Source organism: Cryobacterium luteum (assembly GCF_900110125.1).
GTDB classification, from domain to species: domain Bacteria; phylum Actinomycetota; class Actinomycetes; order Actinomycetales; family Microbacteriaceae; genus Cryobacterium; species Cryobacterium luteum.
In genome coordinates this window covers 196202-213649 of record NZ_FOCN01000003.1, presented here as the reverse complement: position 1 = coordinate 213649, position 17448 = coordinate 196202, and the positions used below count along the sequence as shown (strand labels likewise).

Below are 17448 nucleotides of genomic sequence, written 5' to 3'. Positions count from 1 at the left end.
CCTTAAGATTACCCGTATGACTGGTAACCCACAGACAAATTCACGTCCCAACGCCTCAACGCTGAAGCCGGCGGTCGATCCGGGGGCGCGCGAGGCCCTCCGAACGGCGGTCGAACGGGGGCTCCCGACCGCGATCGCCGATCTTTGTGCTTTGGTGCGCATCCCCTCGGTGTCGTGGGCGACGTTCGATCGTTCCGAGGTCGCCGCCAGCGCCGCCGCCGTCGCCTCGCTCGTGCGCCGCCTCAACGTGTTCGAATCAGTCGACATCGTGCAGGCCGGCATTCCGGGGGGCACCGAACTGGGCCAACCGGCAATCCTGGCCTCCCGCCCCGCTCGAAACGGCCGCCCCACGGTGCTGCTCTACGCCCACCACGACGTACAGCCTCCCGGCCACGATCAGGATTGGGAGTCTGACCCATTCACACCGACGGTGCGCGGCGACCGTCTCTACGGGCGCGGCGCTGCCGACGATAAGGCCGGTGTCATAGCGCACGTCGCCTCCATTCGCGCTCTGGTCGCGGCAGTGGGCGCCGATTTTGATCTGGGTATCGCCCTGTTCGTCGAGGGGGAGGAGGAGTTTGGAAGCCGCTCCTTCGCGACTTTTCTCGACGAAAATCGTGAATCCCTGCGCGGTGACGTGATTGTCGTTGCTGATTCAAACAACTGGGACATCAACACACCGGCCATCACGACCGCTCTGCGCGGCAACGTCACCCTGCGATTAACGGTGCGCACACTGGCACACGCCTCGCACTCCGGCATGTTCGGGGGAGCGGTGCCCGACGCTATGCTCGCCACCATCAGGCTGCTCGCCACGCTCTATCACGAGGACGGCTCGGTGGCCGTGGCCGGCCTCACCAGCATTGATGTGCCCACCCCCGACTATTCCGAAGCGCAGTTGCGCGCGGAGACCGGCCTGTTGCCCGGCGTCACACCGATCGGTCATGGCTCCATCCTCAGCCGGATCTGGTCGCAGCCTGCCCTGACCATCACCGGAATTGACGCCCCCACCGTCGACAACGCGTCCAATACGCTCACCCCGTCGGTCAGCGTTCGCATCAGCACCCGCATCGCCCCTGGGCAATCGGCGGTCGAGGCCGCCGTGGCGATCGAGGCGCATTTGCGCAAGAACGTCCCGTTCGGCGCGATTGTCGAAATCGACGATGCGGACACGGGGGAGCCGTTTCTCGTCGACACCAGCGGTTGGGCAGTCACCGAGGCTCGATCCGCGATGACCGCTGCCTGGGGTGTACCGCCGATCGACATCGGGGTCGGCGGATCCATTCCGTTCATCGCCGACCTGGTGCGTGTCTTTCCGACCGCTCAGATTCTGGTCACCGGAGTGGAGGATCCGGATTCCCGGGCGCACAGTCCAAACGAATCCCTCCACCTTGGCGTTTTCAAACGCGCCATCCTGAGCGAAGCCTTCCTGCTCGGCAGCCTGAATGAGCGCGTCGACCATCAGACCGACACCGAACCCGGTCAACAGCCTGCGCCCAAGAAAATATGAAAGCGTGGGAATGCCCGCGTCGACTTTCTGGTTGTCGCAGGTAGAATTCATAAATCGCAATTCAGTGAGATCGCAACCGTGCGTGACTGCGTGAACCGAGGAGAAGCATGACCGACACCATGACCGAAACCGTCAGCACTGCTGACACCGCACCCGCCCCGGCCGCTGCCCATGGCGTCGGACTCACGGAGGCCGCCGCGCTCAAGGTCCGCAGCCTGCTAACCCAGGAGGGTCGTGAAGACCTCCGTCTGCGCGTCGCAGTGCAGCCTGGTGGCTGCTCCGGCCTGATCTATCAGCTGTACTTCGATGAACGCGTCCTCGAGGGCGACGCCCTCGTCGACTACGACGGAGTCGAGGTCGTCGTCGATAAAATGAGCGTTCCCTACCTCGATGGCGCCTCGATCAACTTTGAGGACACCATTGAGAAGCAGGGCTTCACCATTGACAACCCGAACGCTGGCGGCAGTTGCGCGTGTGGAGATTCCTTCCACTAGCGCAGATTCGTAGCAGCATGGGTGTCGGATAAACACCCTTCAGGGACATCATCACTTCGATGGTGTCCCTGTTTTTTTGCCCAAAATGCGCTCTACGCGCCCGAAATTGCCCGCCCCACGGCCGCCAAGAGCATAAATGCAGTGCGACCCGACCAGGAGTGCACTTCGTGCCTGCTCTCGCGGAGTAGGCTAGGAATCGATCAAAACGCTTCCTGAGAAGTGTCCTCGAATCTCCCGAAAGGTCCCCGGTGCGCAATAACCACCGCCTTCGTTGGGCTGCTATTCCGCTCGCCGCGACGCTCGCCGTTGTACTGGCCGGATGCACGCAAGCCCAGCTCCATGGCTACCTGCCCGGCTTTGAAGAAGAGGGCGAAACGGCGGTGACCAATCAGACCGACCGCATTGCCGGTCTCTGGACCACCTCGTGGATCGTGCTCCTCATCGTCGGCCTCATCACCTGGGGTCTGATCATCTGGACGATCGTCGTGTATCGGCGCCGCAAAGGTCAGACGGGCCTTCCGGTCCAGCTGCGGTACAACATGCCGATCGAGATCTTCTACACGGTCGTGCCGCTCATTCTCGTCGTTGGCTTCTTCGCCTTCACAGTGCGGGACCAGATCGCCATCGAATCGCGTTACGACAACCCTGACGTGACGATTGAAGTGCAGGCCAAGCAGTGGGCCTGGGACTTCAACTACGTCGACGAAAATGTCTACTCTCCCGGCATCCAGGGTCAGCTCGATCCTGACGGGGAGCGTGGCTCCCTGATCGAGTCGGAACTTCCCGTGCTTGTGCTTCCGGTCGACCAGACCGTTGAGATCGCCTTAGAATCACGCGATGTCATCCACTCGTTCTGGGTCATCGACTTCCTGTACAAGAAAGACGTCATCCCGGGCAAGACCAACTACATGTCGGTCACGCCCGAGCGCATCGGAACTTACGCGGGTAAGTGTGCCGAGCTCTGCGGTGAGTACCACTCCCTTATGCTCTTCAACGTCAAGGTTGTCTCCCAGGCCGACTATGACACGTACATCCAGTCTCTGCGCACCGCGGGTAACGTCGGCCAGCTCGACAACGAATTCGACCGTAATCAGAATCAGCCGGGCACGAGTGCCCCGACGGCTCCGGAGGGCAACTAAGCCATGACCACGACCATCGCACCCGCCCCGTCACGTCCGGCCGCACCGGTCTCCACGTCCGCGGAACACAAGGGCAACGTCCTCGTCCGGTGGATTACTTCCACCGACCACAAGGTCATCGGGTATATGTACCTGATCACCTCCTTCATCTACTTTTGCATCGGCGGCGTCATGGCGCTGATCATTCGTGCCCAGCTGTTCGCTCCGGGTCTCGATGTGGTGCAGACCAAGGAGCAGTACAACCAGCTCTTCACGATGCACGGCACGATCATGCTCCTGATGTTTGCCACGCCGCTCTTTTTCGGCTTCGCCAACTTCCTGGTTCCGCTGCAGATCGGCGCCCCCGACGTTGCGTTCCCGCGGCTGAACGCCCTCGCCTACTGGTTCTTCAACTTCGGCAGCCTCATCGCTGTCGCGGGATTCCTCACCCCGCAGGGTGCGGCCTCCTTCGGCTGGTTCGCCTACCAGCCGCTGGCCAGCACAACGTTCTCGCCCGGTGTTGGCGGCAACCTGTGGATGGTGGGCCTCGGACTCTCCGGCTTCGGTACCATCCTCGGCTCCGTGAACTTCATCACCACGATCATCACAATGCGCGCCCCCGGCATGACGATGTGGCGCATGCCGGTCTTCACCTGGAACTCGCTGATCACGTCGTTGCTCGCGCTCATGGTCTTCCCGGTACTGGCGGCCGCCATGCTCGCCGCAGCTTCCGACCGCATCTTCGGTTCGCACATCTACGATCCGGCCAACGGTGGTGCCATCCTGTGGCAACACCTGTTCTGGTTCTTCGGCCACCCCGAGGTGTACATCATCGCGCTGCCGTTCTTCGGAATCGTTTCCGAGGTGTTCCCGGTCTTCAGCCGCAAGCCGATGTTCGGCTACAAGACCCTGATCTACGCGACCATCTCTATCGCGGCGCTGTCGATCTCGGTCTGGGCTCACCACATGTACGTCACCGGCTCCGTACTGCTGCCGTTTTTCTCCCTCATGACCATGTTGATCGCAGTCCCCACTGGGGTGAAGATCTTCAACTGGATCGGCACCATGTGGCGAGGCTCCATCACCTTTGAAACTCCCATGATCTGGGCCATTGGCTTCCTCGTCACCTTTACCTTCGGTGGCTTGACCGGAGTCATCCTCGCCTCCCCGCCGCTCGACTTCCACGTGTCAGACACCTACTTCGTCGTCGCGCACTTCCACTACGTCATCTTCGGCACCGTCGTCTTCGCGATGTTCAGCGGATTCTACTTCTGGTGGCCCAAGTGGACCGGCAAGATGCTCAACGAGAGCCTCGGCAAGTGGCACTTCTGGCTTCTGTTCATCGGCTTCCACACCACCTTCCTGATCCAGCACTGGCTCGGAGTCATGGGCATGCCGCGTCGCTACGCGACGTATTCACCCGAGGATGGCTTTACCTGGATGAACCAGGTGTCCACCATCGGTGCCATGATCCTCGCCGTGTCGATGATTCCGTTCTTCCTGAACGTGTACATAACGGCTCGCAAGGCTCCTCTGGTGACCGTGAACGACCCGTGGGGCTATGGTTCCTCGCTCGAGTGGGCCACGTCCTGCCCGCCGCCGCGTCACAACTTCACTTCCATTCCGCGAATCCGCTCCGAGCGTCCTGCCTTCGACCTGAACCACCCCGAAGCCGGCCTGCCCGTCGGCATCGGCCCGGGCAAGGATGCGCCCGACGTTGCGGTTTACGACATCGACTCGAATCAGGTTAAGTAAATGAAGACCAACGTCAACATCCTCTGGGTCCTCACCGCTTTCTTCGGAATTGTGACGGTTGTCTACGTTGCCTGGAACCTGCTCGACCCGGAGCACGGAGAGATCGAGTGGGCCGGCACGTTCATGCTCGCGCTGTCGACGCTGCTCGTGGCCTTCATCGCGTTCTACCTCGACAAGGTTCGGGGAGCTCAGGGCGGGGAACTGCCCGAGGACCGTCTTGATGGCAACATTGATGACGGCGACCCCGAACTGGGCTTCTTCAGTCCGTGGAGCTGGTGGCCGATCTTCCTCGCGGCCTCGACGGCCCTGGTCTTCCTGGGTCTGGCCGTGGGAATCTGGATTGGTTTCATCGGTCTGGGACTCGGCCTGGTCGCCCTCACGGGATGGGTCTACGAGTACTACCGGGGCCTGTTCGCCCGCTAAGCGTTCCCACGCCACGATACCGATCTCCCTACCGGGAGGTCGGTATCGTCGTTTAACTGGGATCCTGGCCCTGGTCAGTGCACATTCCGGGCAAAGCCAGCGCCAGCTCAGTGACGTCGAAACCCGAAAATGTCAAAGGCCACGGTGACCTCCCGATCAGGAGTGACGGGGTCAGCTTCGGCTGCGCTGTCAATGTGATGCGCGGACGGTCCCATGCCGACTAGAGATGCCACCTCGGTCACCGACAAGCGCACCGTCCGGGCGAGCTGGTCGTGCGATTCCAAACTGAACCAGGCAGCGAGGCTCGTAGTCAGGTGAACGGCTTTATCGGCTTGCATCTGAACGGCCAGACCTGACTCACGCAGTTGCCGTAGGTGGGAAGGCTGCGGTACGACGACCAGCAGCAGTCCGTCGTGTCGAAGCGCCCGATGGAACTCGGCGGCGTTCCGTGGCGCGAAAACGTTGAGAATGATGTCCGCGGTGCCATCTCGCAGGGGGAGAGGCGACCAGACATCGGCTACCAGCCCGTCAACGCGATCGTGCGAGCGGATGGTGCGCCCGACGGCGATGGGGGAGAGGTCCATTCCCAGAGCCCGCACGTCGTCTCCTGAGGGCAACGCTGCGCCCAGGTAGTATCCGGTTCCGCAACCGACATCGAGGATGCGCCGGGGTAATTCACCGGCGGCTCGAGAGCAAATGGCATCGCGGAGCGGCTCGTACCATCCGGCAGCAAGAAAACGATCGCGGGCGTCAAGCATGGCCGCACTGTCGCCGATGAATTTGCGCGGGCCGGTGAGCAGGTTGACAAAACCCCGCTTATTGACGTCGTAAGAATGCCCGCGCTCACACGTCAACAAAAGGTGGCCGCTGGGATGCAGGGGGAGAAAACAATTCGGGCACCGAAGCCACTCCGCTAACGTCTGGAGTGACATCGATGCCCGTTCTGTTGGTTCTTGCTACTTGTCGGTGATCTCCGCGGGGTGGTCGCCGTGGGCATGATCTAGTTCTGCCTGAGTCACCGGGGTGATCCGGTCTTCAAAGAACCAGCGGGACAGGCCGGCACGAACCTTCTCGGTCGCACCAATCTTGCCCTGAGCGTTCGGTCGCAGCATGAGCGGCTTGAAGTCACTGTAGCTGACCAGCTTCCAACGCTCGTACTCGTCGACGGGCTGGTGCACCTCGACGAATTCGCCGCCGGGAAGCCGTACGATGCGGCCGGACTCGTAACCGTGCAAGACGATTTCGCGGTCCTTCTTCTGCAACGCCAGGCAGACGCGCTTGGTTATCAAGAAAGCGAGGAACGGGCCGAGCAGTGTGGTCGCCTGGAGGGTGTGGATGACGCCCTCCATGGTGAGGTGGAAGTGCGTGGCCATGATGTCCGATGAAGCGGCGGCCCACAGCGACGCATAGAACGTCACGCCGGCTGCGCCGATCGCGGTGCGGGTCGGTGCGTTCCGCGGACGATCGAGCACGTGGTGTTCACGCTTGTCGCCGGTGATCCACGCTTCGATGAACGGGTAGATCATGACGGTCACGATGAACAAACCGACCACGATCAAAACCACAAGGATGTTGAGCGAGTAGGTGTGGTTCAGCCAAACGAATTCCCACCCGGTCGGGATGAGCCGCATGGCGCCGTCGGCAAAGCCGATGTACCAGTCGGGCTGGGTTCCTGCCGACACCGGTGAGGGGTCGTAGGGTCCGTAATTCCAGATCGGGTTGATCGTAAAGAACGACGCGATGAGCATGACGACACCGAAAACGATGAAAAAGAACCCACCGGCCTTCGCGGCGTAGACCGGGAGCACCGGGTAGCCGACCACGTTCTGGTTGGTGTGTCCGGCGGCCGGGTACTGGGTGTGCTTGTGCACGACGACGAACAAGAGGTGCATGGCGATCAAGGCGACGATAATGGCCGGCAGCAACAGGATGTGAAGCGAGTAGAGCCGTCCGACGATGTCCGTGCCGGGGAATTCTCCGCCGAACAGCAGGAACGAAACCCAGGTTCCCACGACCGGGATGCCCTTGATGAGTCCATCAATGATGCGCAGGCCGTTTCCGGAAAGCAGGTCGTCGGGAAGGGAGTAGCCGGTGAAGCCTTCAGCCATGGCCAGGATGAAAAGAACGAAGCCGATAACCCAGTTGAGCTCGCGCGGCTTGCGGAACGCGCCGGTGAAATAGATGCGGAGCATGTGCAGACCGATGGCTGCAACGAAGAGCAAGGCAGCCCAGTGGTGAACCTGACGCATGAGCAGGCCACCGCGAATGTCGAACGAGATGTCCATGGTCGAGGACATCGCGGCCGACATCGGAATGCCCTTGAGCGGTGCATACGAGCCTTCGTAGACGACCTCGGCCATAGAAGCCTGGAAGAAGAAGGTCAGGAAGGATCCGGACAGCAAAATGATGACGAAGCTGTACAGTGCCACCTCGCCGAGGAGGAAGGACCAGTGATCGGGGAAGATCTTGCGACCAAGTTCCTTGACAGCACCAGAAATACTGGTGCGTTCGTCAATGTAATTGGCAGCGGAAGCGGTGAAGCCTCCGGATTTCTTCACCCCGACAGCTGGATCCTCAGTGGATTCGCGGGTGGTTAATGTTGTCATGCTCGCTCCCAGAAACTCGGGCCGACTGGTTCAGTGAAATCGCTCTGAGCGATCAGGTAGCCCTCAGCATCCACGGCGATTGGGAGCTGGGGTAGTGCCCGTTTGGCCGGTCCGAAGATGACCTTGCAGTGGTTCTCAACGTCGAACTGGGACTGGTGGCACGGGCAAAGCAGGTGGTGCGTGTGCTGTTCGTACAGCGCGACCGGGCACCCAACGTGGGTACAGATTTTGGAATAGGCGACAATTCCGTCGTACGACCAGGACTTGCGGTCCTCTTCTTCGACGAGGTCCTCCGGATCCATCCGAATGAGCAGAACGGCTGCTTTTGCCTTTTCTTCCAGACGACCGTGGCCCATTTCGGCCAGGCCCTCAGGAATGACGTGGAACGACGATCCGAGAGTGACATCCGCTGCCTTGATCGGGGTGCCACTGGGGTCCATGGTGAGGCGAACGCCCTTCTTCCACATGGTCTCGTTGAGAAGAGCGACCGGATCCTGGTCCATCGGGCCAAGGCCACGAAAAAGTACGACGGCCGGCAGCGGAAAGACGACGAGGGCGCCGATCAGGCTGTTCCGAATGAGCGTACGGCGACCGAAGCCTGATTCTTCATTGGCCTGCTGGAAGATCTCCACGGCGCGGGCCCGAACTGGCTCGGTTCCACGCACGGGGTGACGCTCGTCGACACCTTCATGATCGCTCATGAGGGCCTTGCCCCAGTGCACGGCGCCGATACCGATGGCGAGGAGCGCGAGGCTGAGGCCAAGGCCGATGAAGAGGTTGTTCAGTCGAACAGAACCGGGATCTTCGGCCACGATAGGAAAGGCCATGTAGGCCGCAATGGCAAAAACGCTACCCACGATGGAGACGTAGAACAGCGTGTAAACGGCCCGCTCAGCCTTGCGCTCTTCCTTGTGGTCAAGGTCGGTGATGCGCGGACGGTGCGGCGGGAACCCTGGATTGACCAGGGCATCCCGTGTAACGACGGCTGTGCTTGCGGCGGATGTCGCGAGCTGCGCGCCAGGCGAGTCGGCGGCGGTTACGTGCTCCGCGCCGTTATCGTCCTTGGCCATTGTTCTCCTTTGTGGGCTGTGTAAATACTCTGCACTCTGGTGCTGTGCGGCATTCGATTGGAATCGAAGGCCGCGTCAACACCGGATACCGATGCTTAGTTTGATTTTGCGGTGATCCACACGGTGAGGGCAACGATTGCGCCCAGTCCGAAGATCCAGATGAAGAGGCCTTCCGCCACCGGCCCCAGAGAACCGAGAGCCAGTCCGCCCGGAGACGGGTTGTCCTCGACGTACTTGAGGTAGGTGATGATGTCGCGCTTGTCTTCGGGTGAGATATTCATGTCGTTGAAGACCGGCATGTTCTGCGGGCCGGTGATCATGGCCTCGTAGATGTGCTGGGCAGAGACGTTCTCAATCGCGGGGGCGAACTTGCCCTCGGTCAGCGCGCCACCGGCACCGGCGACGTTGTGGCACATGGCGCAGTTGATGCGGAACAGCTCAGCACCATTGGCCGAGTCGCCCGCACCGTCGAGAAGTTCAGCCGCAGGAATGGCCGGGCCGGGAGCGAGGGAGGCGACGTACGCGGCGAGAGCAGCGGTCTGCTCTGCCGTGAATTGCACGGGCTTCTTCTGCGCCTGCGGGCCCTGCATCTGCATCGGCATGCGACCGGTGCCGACTTGAAAGTCCACCGAGGCCGCGCCGACTCCGATGAGGCTGGGACCTTCTGACGATCCCTGCGCACTGAGTCCGTGGCAGGTGGCGCAGTTCGCCGCGAAAAGCTTTTCACCCTGGGCGATGGTCTGCTGTGAAGACGCATCAGTCGTTGCAATGGCGGTGCTGGTACTGAAAGCTGCGTAGGCGCCTCCCGTGAAGAGCAACCCGATGGCGATGAGTGCGACGCTGGCAAGAGGATGGCGACGTCCGGCTTTGCGTGCCCGGCGTGCGCGAGGGGGTTTGATCGTGGTCATGCTGAAGTAGTCCGCTCCCGTTTCTAAGTATGAACTTCTATTTAAGAACGTAGACGACCAGGAAGAGCCCGATCCAGACGACGTCGACAAAGTGCCAGTAGTAGGAAACCACAATGGCGCTGGTGGCTTCCTTGTGGCCGAAGTTCTTGACCGCGAATCCGCGCCCAATCACAAGAAGGAAGGCGAGGAGCCCGGCCGTTACGTGAATGCCGTGGAAACCGGTCGTGATGTAGAAGGCTGAACCGTAGGCGTTGGAGGTGAGCGAAATCCCTTCTGACACCAGGGTGGCATATTCGAACACCTGGCCGGTGACGAAGATGGCACCGAGGGCGTAGGTGAGGAAGAACCACTCAACCATTCCCCACTCGCTCGGCTTCCAGCCGGTCGAGCGCGCCTGCAGTCGTTCGGCAGCAAACACGCCGAACTGGCAGGTCACCGAAGACGACACCAGGATCAGCGTATTGATCAACGCGAAGGTGAAGTTGTGCTTATCGGCCTCGAACAGCCATAGCTCGGGGGAGGTTGAACGGAGCGTGAAGTAGATTGCGAAGAGCCCCGCGAAAAACATCACCTCGCTGCCCAACCACACAATGGTGCCTACAGCCACGCTGTTGGGCCGGTTCACGACGGGCGCACTCGCCGTCTGAGTAATTGAGGTGCTGGTCACCCCTCCATTATGGCCGATATTCCCACAGGTTTTTCTCAATCTGGCGTGCAAGTGCGGGTTAGCGCCTGCTACGGGTAGGCAATTTCGGCATGCGAATGCCGTGAATTCGGGGGAGTTGGGCCCGTTCTCCTAAGATCAGGACCATGCTCGAATCGCAGTCTTGGCCAAACATATTAAGTTCCCTTCTCGACGGACGTGACCTGAGTGTTGCGGATGCCGCCTGGAGCATGGAACGGATCATGCTCGGTGAGGCCTCCCCATCCCAGTTAGGGGCGTTCTTAGTCGCGCTTCGCGCCAAGGGCGAAACCGTCGACGAGATTGTCGGATTCCGGGATGCGATCCTCGAGCAGGCCGTCGCGCTTCCGGTTGACCCAATGGCCCTCGACATCGTCGGAACCGGTGGTGACCGGTTCGGTACGGTGAATATTTCCACGATGGCGTCGATCGTGTGCGCGGCAGCCGGTGTGCCAATTGTCAAGCACGGTAACCGTGCCGCCAGCTCGGCTTCCGGGTCTTCGGACGTGCTCGGTGAATTGGGGATCGACCTGTCCCGGGATGCGACGCGCGTGGCGCAAGTGTTCAAGGAGACAGGGATCACGTTCGCGTATGCGGCGGCATTCCATCCCGGATTTCGACATGCGGCCCTCACCCGCAAAGAGTTGGGGATCCCGACCGTGTTCAACTACCTCGGACCGCTGTGCAATCCGGCGCGGCCGGAGGCATCCGCTGTCGGGGTGGCCAACCTTGACCGGGTTCCGCTCTTCGTGGGCGTGTTCCAGACCCGCGGCGCGACGGCCCTGGTCTTTCGCGGCGATGACGGGCTCGACGAACTGACCACGACCGGGCACAGTCACGTTTGGGAGGTGTCCCGCGGTTTGGTGACCGAGCACGACATCGACCCCAGAGATTTGGGCATCAAGCGCGCGCAGATCAGCGATCTGGTGGGCGGCACGCCGCAACATAATGCGGAGGTCGTGCACTCCGTTCTTTCCGGCGAGCCTGGTCCTATTCGCGACATCGTGTTGCTCAACGCCGCCGCCGGGCTCGTCGCCTTCGACCTGGCCAACGACTACTCACAGATGCAGGTGGCCATTCTCGACAGATTTCGCGACAAGATGGCCGTCGCTGCCGATGCAGTCGACTCCGGTGCCGCGACATCCAAGCTGGCGGCGTGGATTGCGGCGACCCAGGTGTGATTCCGGGTCGCCGCAGGTAGTGATCGCCGCAGGATGATGCGGCGAATCGGCGCCCTACAGAACGTCCTCGTCGACCCAGCCGAAGGTTTTCGTGACCGCCTTCTTCCAGTTGCGCAACTGGCGGTTGCGTTCGGCCTCGTCCATCTTGGGCGTCCACCGGCTGTCTTCCTGCCAGTTGGTGCGCAGTTCGTCGAGACCGCTCCAGAAGCCGACCGCAAGGCCCGCGGCGTAAGCGGCGCCTAACGCGGTTGTCTCGGCGACGACCGGTCGCACCACGGGAACACCCAGGATGTCGGCCTGGAACTGCATGAGCAGATTGTTCGCGATCATGCCGCCGTCAACCTTGATCTCGGTGAGGGGAACGCCGGAGTCGACGTTGACCGCATCGATCACCTCTCGAGTCTGGAACGCCGTCGCCTCCAGTGCCGCGCGGGCTATATGTCCCTTGTTCACGAACCGGGTGAGTCCGACCAGCGCGCCGCGGGCGTCGGAACGCCAGTAGGGGGCGAACAGCCCCGAAAAAGCCGGCACGAAGTAGGCTCCGCCGTTGTCGTCGACGGTTTTCGCCAGGCTTTCAATCTCAGCGGCCGAGCTGATCATGCCGAGGTTGTCGCGCATCCACTGCACCAAAGCCCCGGTGACGGCGATGGAACCCTCCAGGGCGTAATGCGGAGCGGCGTCCCCGAGTTTGTACCCCAGGGTAGTCAGGAGGCCGTTCTTGGAGTGCACGATCTCGGTTCCGGTATTGAAGATCAGAAAGTTTCCCGTGCCGTAGGTGTTCTTGGCTTCGCCCTGGTCGAACGCCGCCTGACCGAACGTCGCGGCCTGCTGGTCGCCGAGAATTCCTGCCACCGGCACCTCGCGGAGCAGGCTCGAGGTGTGCGCGGTGCCGTAGACCTCAGACGATGAGCGGATCGACGGCAGCATCGACTTCGGCACGTCGAAAATGGCGAGGATCTCGTCGTCCCATTGCAGGGACTCCAGGTCCATGAACAAGGTGCGGCTCGCGTTGGTCACGTCGGTGGCGTGCACTCCGCCGTCCACTCCGCCGGTCAGGTTCCACAGCACCCAGGAGTCCGTTGTTCCGAAGAGCAGGTCGCCGGCATCCGCTTTCGCCCTGGCGCCCTCAACGTTTTCGAGGATCCAGACGATTTTGGTCCCGGAGAAATAGGTGGCCAGCGGTAGCCCGACCTTCTTCTTGAAACGTTCGACGCCTCCGTCGGCGGCGAGACGATCGACGATCGGCTGCGTGCGGGTATCCTGCCAGACGATGGCGTTGTAGACGGGAACACCGGTTGTCCTATCCCAGACCACAGCCGTTTCGCGTTGGTTGGTGATGCCGATGGCTTGGATATCGTGCCGGGTGAGATTGGCCTTGGACAGAGCCTGCCCGATCACTTCACGGGTGTTGTCCCAGATCTCTTTCGGGTTGTGCTCGACCCAGCCGGCCTGCGGAAAAATCTGCTCGTGTTCGAGCTGCCCGGTCGACACGATCGAGCCGGCCTTGTCGAAGATGATGGCGCGGGAACTGGTGGTTCCCTGATCGATGGCGAGAATGTAATCAGTCATTGGTGGGTGTCCTTTTCTTGAATCGTTCAGACGTCATGTTGTGTGCACGACAACGGACCGGTCCGCTGGGGAACCGGCCCGTTCGTTCGGTTTAGGAGGTCAGCAGGGGCAGGAGAAGCAGCGCAGCCCACCCGGCCAGCAGACCGCCGATGACGGGGCCGACGACGGGGACCCAGGAGTAGGCCCAGTCGGAGCCGCCCTTGCCTTTGATCGGCAGGATGAAGTGCGCGATCCGTGGACCGAGGTCTCGGGCAGGGTTGATGGCGTACCCGGTCGGGCCGCCGAGCGACGTACCGATGACGATCACGAGCAGTGCAACGGGGAGTGGCCCGAGGGCGGCAAGACCGCTGGCTTCGCCCTGCCTGCCGAACGCTATGACGACGAAGACCAGCACGAAGGTGCCGATGATTTCGGTCACGAGGTTCCAGCCGTACGAGCGGATGGCCGGCCCGGTCGAGAAGACACCGAGCTTGTTCGCCGGATCCGGCTCGGCGTCGAAGTGTTGCTTGTAGGCGAGCCAGCAGGCCACGGCGCCGAGCACGGCTCCGATCATCTGTGCGCCGATGTAGGTGAGCACGGAGACCGCGTTGACCGGAACCTCCAGGTTTCCGAATGTCGAGTCACCGTGGGCGACGAGCCCCAGGGTGACGGCGGGATTGAGGTGTCCACCCGAACGGTAGGCGACCATGACGCCTGCGAAGACGGCGAAGCCCCAGCCGATGGTCACCATGAGGAAACCGCCCCCGAGGCCCTTGTTCTTGGCCAAGGCGACGTTGGCGACCACGCCGGTGCCCAAGAGGACCAGCATGGCAGTTCCAACGAGCTCCGAGACGAATACAGCTCCGATATTTTCCACGAGAACCTTTCTGATCAGGCCGGGGATGCCGAAGCTGCCCCTCTGCGGCGAGCGGTTGGCAAACAACATAGCGCGGGGTGTGATCGAGGGGAATGGGCTGGTGGAGTTGCTTCCCGTCCCTTACCGCGTACGCGCGAAGCGCGTATGTTGACCGTGGGAAAATGGCATCTTGGGCAGTGTCGCCCGCACCGTCAGCTCCCTATTCGAACCGTGGCATTACCGAGTGAATGGATGGTCATGAAGAAGCTCATCAACGATCCCAAGAACGTCGTCATCGAGGCCGTCGCCGGATTCGAAGCAGCGCACGGCGATATCGTGCGCGTCTCGCACGACCCGATCTTCATCGCACGCAGCGATGCCCCCGTGCACGGCAAAGTGGGCATTGTCAGCGGCGGTGGAAGCGGTCATGAGCCACTCCACGGCGGGTTCGTCGGGTACGGAATGCTGGATGCCGCCGTACCGGGAGCCGTGTTCACGTCGCCGACACCCGACCCGATCCTCGCGGCGACTCAGGTCGTCGATGGCGGCGCCGGGGTGCTGCACCTCGTGAAGAACTACACCGGGGACGTCTTGAACTTTGAGACCGCGGCCGATCTCGCATCCGCTGAAGGTATCGAGGTGCGCGCCGTCATCATCAACGACGATGTGGCGGTCAAGGACTCGCTGTACACTGCGGGGCGCCGCGGCGTGGCCGGAACGGTGCTGGTGGAGAAGATCACCGGGGCTGCCGCTGAACGCGGCGATGATCTGGCTGCCGTCGTCGCCGTCGCGGAGAAAGTGAACTCTCGTGTGCGCACCATGGGCGTCGCGCTGACCCCCTGTGTGGTGCCGCACGCGGGGGAGCCGAGCTTCGTGCTCGCTGACGACGAGATCGAGATCGGTATTGGAATTCACGGCGAGCCAGGGCGGGAGCGTATCAAGCTCGAACCGGCCGACGCCATCGTCGACCGACTGCTGGCTCCCATACTCGACGACCTGCCCTTTGTTGCTGGCGACGCTGTACTCCTATTTGTCAACGGCATGGGCGGAACACCTCAGGTTGAGCTGTACATCGTGTTTCGCCGCGCCGCCGAAGTGCTCGCGGAGAAGGGAATCACCGTCACCCGCAGTCTCGTTGGCAACTACACGACAAGTCTCGAAATGGCCGGCACCTCCATTTCCGTTCTCAAGCTCGATGAGGAACTCACCAGCTTGTGGGATGCCCCGGTGCAGACAGCGGCGCTACGGTGGGGACGGTAGAAGGAGAGTCGATGACCCCCGAAGAACAATCAGACACGGCCAACGCTGACGCAGATCTGGGCGACAGAGCGCCCGGTACGGCCTCGCTCACGCTCGACGCCGCCTGGACCGTTGGCTGGATTCGGCGCAGTGCCGAGGTGCTCGCCGCCGAACGTGCCGCGCTCAACACCCTTGACCGGGACATCGGCGACGGCGATCACGGTGAGAACATGGATCGAGGATTTCAGGCAGTCCTGTCCAAGCTGAACGATCTGGTCGACGAGTCCACCCCCGGCGCGGTGCTCAAGCTCGTCGCCACCACTCTCATCTCAACCGTGGGAGGCGCCGCCGGGCCGCTGTACGGTACGGCATTTCTCAAAGCAGCCGGAGCCGTCGGGTCGGCAAGGTGCCTCGACGCGGCCGCACTCGTCGCTCTGCTGACCGCGGCGCGTGACGGCATCGTGCTGCGCGGCAAAGCCGAGGAGGGTGACAAGACCATGATCGACGCCTGGACGCCCGCGGTCAACGCGGCGGCAGCAGCGCAGGCGGCCGGATCGGCCGTGGACGAGGTACTGCTGATCGCAGCGGATGCCGCAGCATCCGGTGCGCAGGCCACGGAACCGCTGATCGCACGTAAGGGTCGGGCGAGTTACCTCGGGGAGCGAGCGATCGGCCACCGCGATCCCGGTGCCCAGTCGACCTCGCTGCTGCTTCGGGCCGCCGCCGATGTGGGCCGGGCCTGATGGCGTCGGCATCCGCTCAGCGCGTGGGAATCGTTTTTGTGTCCCACAGCGAGAAGATAGCGACGGGGTTGGTCGAACTCGCGCGGCAGATGGCGCCGACCACCCAGCTCATTGCTGCTGGGGGGACGGATTCCGGCGGGATCGGCACCAGCTTCGACAAGATCAGCAACGCGATCACAGCGGCAGATGCCGGCGGAGGAGTCGTGATTCTTTGTGATCTCGGTTCGGCTATTCTGACGGCGGAAACGGCACGCGATTTTCTCGACGAGGCGGCGCAGCTCGAGGTTCGGATCGTCGATGCTCCGCTCGTCGAGGGCGGGGTGGCCGCGGCGGTGGCCGCGGAAACCGGGGGAGGGCTGAACGCCGTCGCGGCAGCCGCGCGGACAGCGCTGCAGCCGCTCAGCCCTAACCCATCTCCCGCTGGAGGTCACGACACGACCACCCGGACACCGCGAGACGACACCCCGCCGCACACCGATTCGGCGGATTCCGGTGCGATCTCACGCACGGTGATCCTCACCAACAGGGAGGGCCTTCATGCCCGGCCAGCCGCCCAGTTCGTCAACCTGGCGAGCACGTTCCCGGTTCCCATCACGGTGAACGGAACGGATGCGCGGAGCCTGTTGAGCATTATGTCGCTCGGGCTGGCCAAGGGGAGCACGGTGCGGCTCGCCTCGACCGATCCGACAGCCGGGCCGGCGATCACGGCCCTCGCAGACCTGCTGAAATCAGGCTTCGGCGAGGCGTAGCCGTCCCGACCCCCTGTCGAGGCGAAGCGTTATAGCAGTTGCGTGCCTTTTTGTCCAATCCGGCGTATCGTGAGGGCATGATTCAGGACAGGAACACCTCAAACGGTTCGGACGAGCGGGCCGCGACGGACCTACCGGCGTGCCCGATTTGCGGCCATGCGATGGGCGAGCACAGTATCGATCATTCGACCCGGAACACTGTGGTCAACTGTCCGGTTACCCACCCCGGAGCGTGGGATCGCGACGCATTTGAACCGGTGAATGAGTTCGGCATGGTGATTCACCGAACGCAGTCCTGACGGATTTGCGATCCGCGCGGCTACTGCGTCCAGTGTGCCTACTGTGTCCCTGCGACTTGGCGAAGTGCTGCGTTCCCAGCGCACTGGCGCTGGACCGAGGTCGGCACGGCGATCGCCTCTGGGTGAGCGGTGACGCTTCTAGTGGCTCCCACGTCGTAGTCATTGGTAGCACGCCGGCCCAGACAGTGCGGTCTTCGCCGTCGTCGACGCTCTCACTCGGCGGCCCGGTTCGTACCTTGAGGCTCACCTCATGCAGCGGAATACGCA

16 protein-coding genes are annotated in these 17448 nt (G+C 62.3%); 9 read left to right on the top strand and 7 right to left on the bottom strand.

Annotation, left to right across the window (positions count from 1 at the left end; genetic code table 11):
* The first annotated feature begins 16 nt into the window (after positions 1–16).
* The 5 genes from BMW72_RS05285 (at position 17) to BMW72_RS05265 (ending at position 5300) form a co-directional block, all read left to right on the top strand.
* On the top strand, positions 17–1510 hold the full coding sequence (locus BMW72_RS05285) for a dipeptidase (RefSeq protein ID WP_092107993.1): 1494 nt from the start codon (positions 17–19) through the stop codon (positions 1508–1510).
* A 107-nt stretch (positions 1511–1617) separates the two neighbouring features.
* Complete coding sequence (locus BMW72_RS05280; RefSeq protein WP_092107991.1) at positions 1618–2004, top strand: HesB/IscA family protein; 387 nt, start codon at positions 1618–1620, stop codon at positions 2002–2004.
* Positions 2005–2252: 248 nt separating this feature from the next.
* Positions 2253–3143 (top strand): aa3-type cytochrome oxidase subunit II, encoded by an 891-nt coding sequence (gene ctaC / locus BMW72_RS05275; RefSeq protein WP_092107989.1) that lies wholly within the window; start codon positions 2253–2255, stop codon positions 3141–3143.
* 3 nt (positions 3144–3146) lie between these two features.
* Positions 3147–4877: an aa3-type cytochrome oxidase subunit I gene (gene ctaD / locus BMW72_RS05270; protein ID WP_092107987.1), complete on the top strand. Its 1731-nt coding sequence runs from the start codon at positions 3147–3149 to the stop codon at positions 4875–4877.
* On the top strand, positions 4878–5300 hold the full coding sequence (locus tag BMW72_RS05265) for a cytochrome c oxidase subunit 4 (RefSeq protein ID WP_092107985.1): 423 nt from the start codon (positions 4878–4880) through the stop codon (positions 5298–5300).
* Positions 5301–5407: 107 nt separating this feature from the next.
* On the opposite strand, the gene BMW72_RS05260 is transcribed toward BMW72_RS05265, so the two are convergent.
* From BMW72_RS05260 to ctaE, 5 genes are all read right to left on the bottom strand, one after another.
* Entirely contained in the window at positions 5408–6232 is an 825-nt protein-coding gene (locus BMW72_RS05260; protein ID WP_092107983.1) for a methyltransferase domain-containing protein, read from the bottom strand.
* A gap of 24 nt (positions 6233–6256) precedes the next feature.
* The gene (qcrB, locus tag BMW72_RS05255) at positions 6257–7906 is read right to left on the bottom strand and encodes a cytochrome bc1 complex cytochrome b subunit (protein ID WP_092107981.1); all 1650 of its coding nucleotides are present in this window, start codon (positions 7904–7906) and stop codon (positions 6257–6259) included.
* Positions 7903–8976 carry a cytochrome bc1 complex Rieske iron-sulfur subunit gene (gene qcrA / locus BMW72_RS05250; protein WP_092107979.1) on the bottom strand — a complete coding sequence of 358 codons (1074 nt, stop codon included), beginning with the start codon at positions 8974–8976 and terminating at the stop codon, positions 7903–7905. The genes qcrB and qcrA overlap by 4 nt, the downstream gene beginning before the upstream one ends.
* Before the next feature lie 95 nt (positions 8977–9071).
* A complete protein-coding gene (gene qcrC / locus BMW72_RS05245; protein WP_092107977.1) occupies positions 9072–9884 on the bottom strand; it encodes a cytochrome bc1 complex diheme cytochrome c subunit in 813 nt (270 codons plus the stop codon).
* 37 nt (positions 9885–9921) lie between these two features.
* Positions 9922–10551 carry an aa3-type cytochrome oxidase subunit III gene (gene ctaE, locus BMW72_RS05240; protein WP_241983849.1) on the bottom strand — a complete coding sequence of 210 codons (630 nt, stop codon included), beginning with the start codon at positions 10549–10551 and terminating at the stop codon, positions 9922–9924.
* Positions 10552–10694: 143 nt separating this feature from the next.
* Here ctaE and trpD point away from each other — a divergent pair, with 143 nt between their 5' ends.
* Positions 10695–11747: an anthranilate phosphoribosyltransferase gene (gene trpD, locus BMW72_RS05235; protein ID WP_092107975.1), complete on the top strand. Its 1053-nt coding sequence runs from the start codon at positions 10695–10697 to the stop codon at positions 11745–11747.
* A gap of 54 nt (positions 11748–11801) precedes the next feature.
* Here trpD and glpK read toward each other — a convergent pair whose 3' ends face one another.
* The gene (gene glpK / locus BMW72_RS05230; protein WP_092107973.1) at positions 11802–13316 is read right to left on the bottom strand and encodes a glycerol kinase GlpK; all 1515 of its coding nucleotides are present in this window, start codon (positions 13314–13316) and stop codon (positions 11802–11804) included.
* Between the two features lie 91 nt (positions 13317–13407).
* Positions 13408–14172, bottom strand: coding sequence for an MIP/aquaporin family protein (locus tag BMW72_RS05225; RefSeq protein ID WP_255576012.1), 765 nt, complete (start codon positions 14170–14172; stop codon positions 13408–13410).
* A gap of 237 nt (positions 14173–14409) precedes the next feature.
* Here BMW72_RS05225 and dhaK point away from each other — a divergent pair, with 237 nt between their 5' ends.
* Genes dhaK through dhaM form a run of 3 tightly spaced genes read left to right on the top strand, consistent with a single transcriptional unit; the run spans position 14410 to position 16882 of the window.
* Entirely contained in the window at positions 14410–15411 is a 1002-nt protein-coding gene (dhaK, locus tag BMW72_RS05220; protein WP_092108178.1) for a dihydroxyacetone kinase subunit DhaK, read from the top strand.
* 11 nt (positions 15412–15422) lie between these two features.
* The gene (dhaL, locus tag BMW72_RS05215) at positions 15423–16133 is read left to right on the top strand and encodes a dihydroxyacetone kinase subunit DhaL (RefSeq protein WP_092107969.1); all 711 of its coding nucleotides are present in this window, start codon (positions 15423–15425) and stop codon (positions 16131–16133) included.
* Positions 16134–16156: 23 nt separating this feature from the next.
* On the top strand, positions 16157–16882 hold the full coding sequence (dhaM, locus tag BMW72_RS05210; protein WP_241983847.1) for a dihydroxyacetone kinase phosphoryl donor subunit DhaM: 726 nt from the start codon (positions 16157–16159) through the stop codon (positions 16880–16882).
* Positions 16883–17448 lie beyond the last annotated feature (566 nt).

Bases quoted from the DNA above. Each gene is read 5' to 3' on its own strand.
- BMW72_RS05285 (WP_092107993.1), top strand. From the start codon at position 17: ATGACTGGTAACCCACAGACAAATTCACGTCCCAACGCCTCAACGCTG.
- glpK (WP_092107973.1), bottom strand. From the start codon at position 13,316: ATGACTGATTACATTCTCGCCATCGATCAGGGAACCACCAGTTCCCGC.
- trpD (WP_092107975.1), top strand. From the start codon at position 10,695: ATGCTCGAATCGCAGTCTTGGCCAAACATATTAAGTTCCCTTCTCGAC.
- BMW72_RS05260 (WP_092107983.1), bottom strand. From the start codon at position 6,232: ATGTCACTCCAGACGTTAGCGGAGTGGCTTCGGTGCCCGAATTGTTTT.
- qcrB (WP_092107981.1), bottom strand. From the start codon at position 7,906: ATGACAACATTAACCACCCGCGAATCCACTGAGGATCCAGCTGTCGGG.
- dhaL (WP_092107969.1), top strand. From the start codon at position 15,423: ATGACCCCCGAAGAACAATCAGACACGGCCAACGCTGACGCAGATCTG.
- dhaK (WP_092108178.1), top strand. From the start codon at position 14,410: ATGAAGAAGCTCATCAACGATCCCAAGAACGTCGTCATCGAGGCCGTC.
- ctaD (WP_092107987.1), top strand. From the start codon at position 3,147: ATGACCACGACCATCGCACCCGCCCCGTCACGTCCGGCCGCACCGGTC.
- qcrC (WP_092107977.1), bottom strand. From the start codon at position 9,884: ATGACCACGATCAAACCCCCTCGCGCACGCCGGGCACGCAAAGCCGGA.
- BMW72_RS05280 (WP_092107991.1), top strand. From the start codon at position 1,618: ATGACCGACACCATGACCGAAACCGTCAGCACTGCTGACACCGCACCC.
- BMW72_RS05265 (WP_092107985.1), top strand. From the start codon at position 4,878: ATGAAGACCAACGTCAACATCCTCTGGGTCCTCACCGCTTTCTTCGGA.
- qcrA (WP_092107979.1), bottom strand. From the start codon at position 8,976: ATGGCCAAGGACGATAACGGCGCGGAGCACGTAACCGCCGCCGACTCG.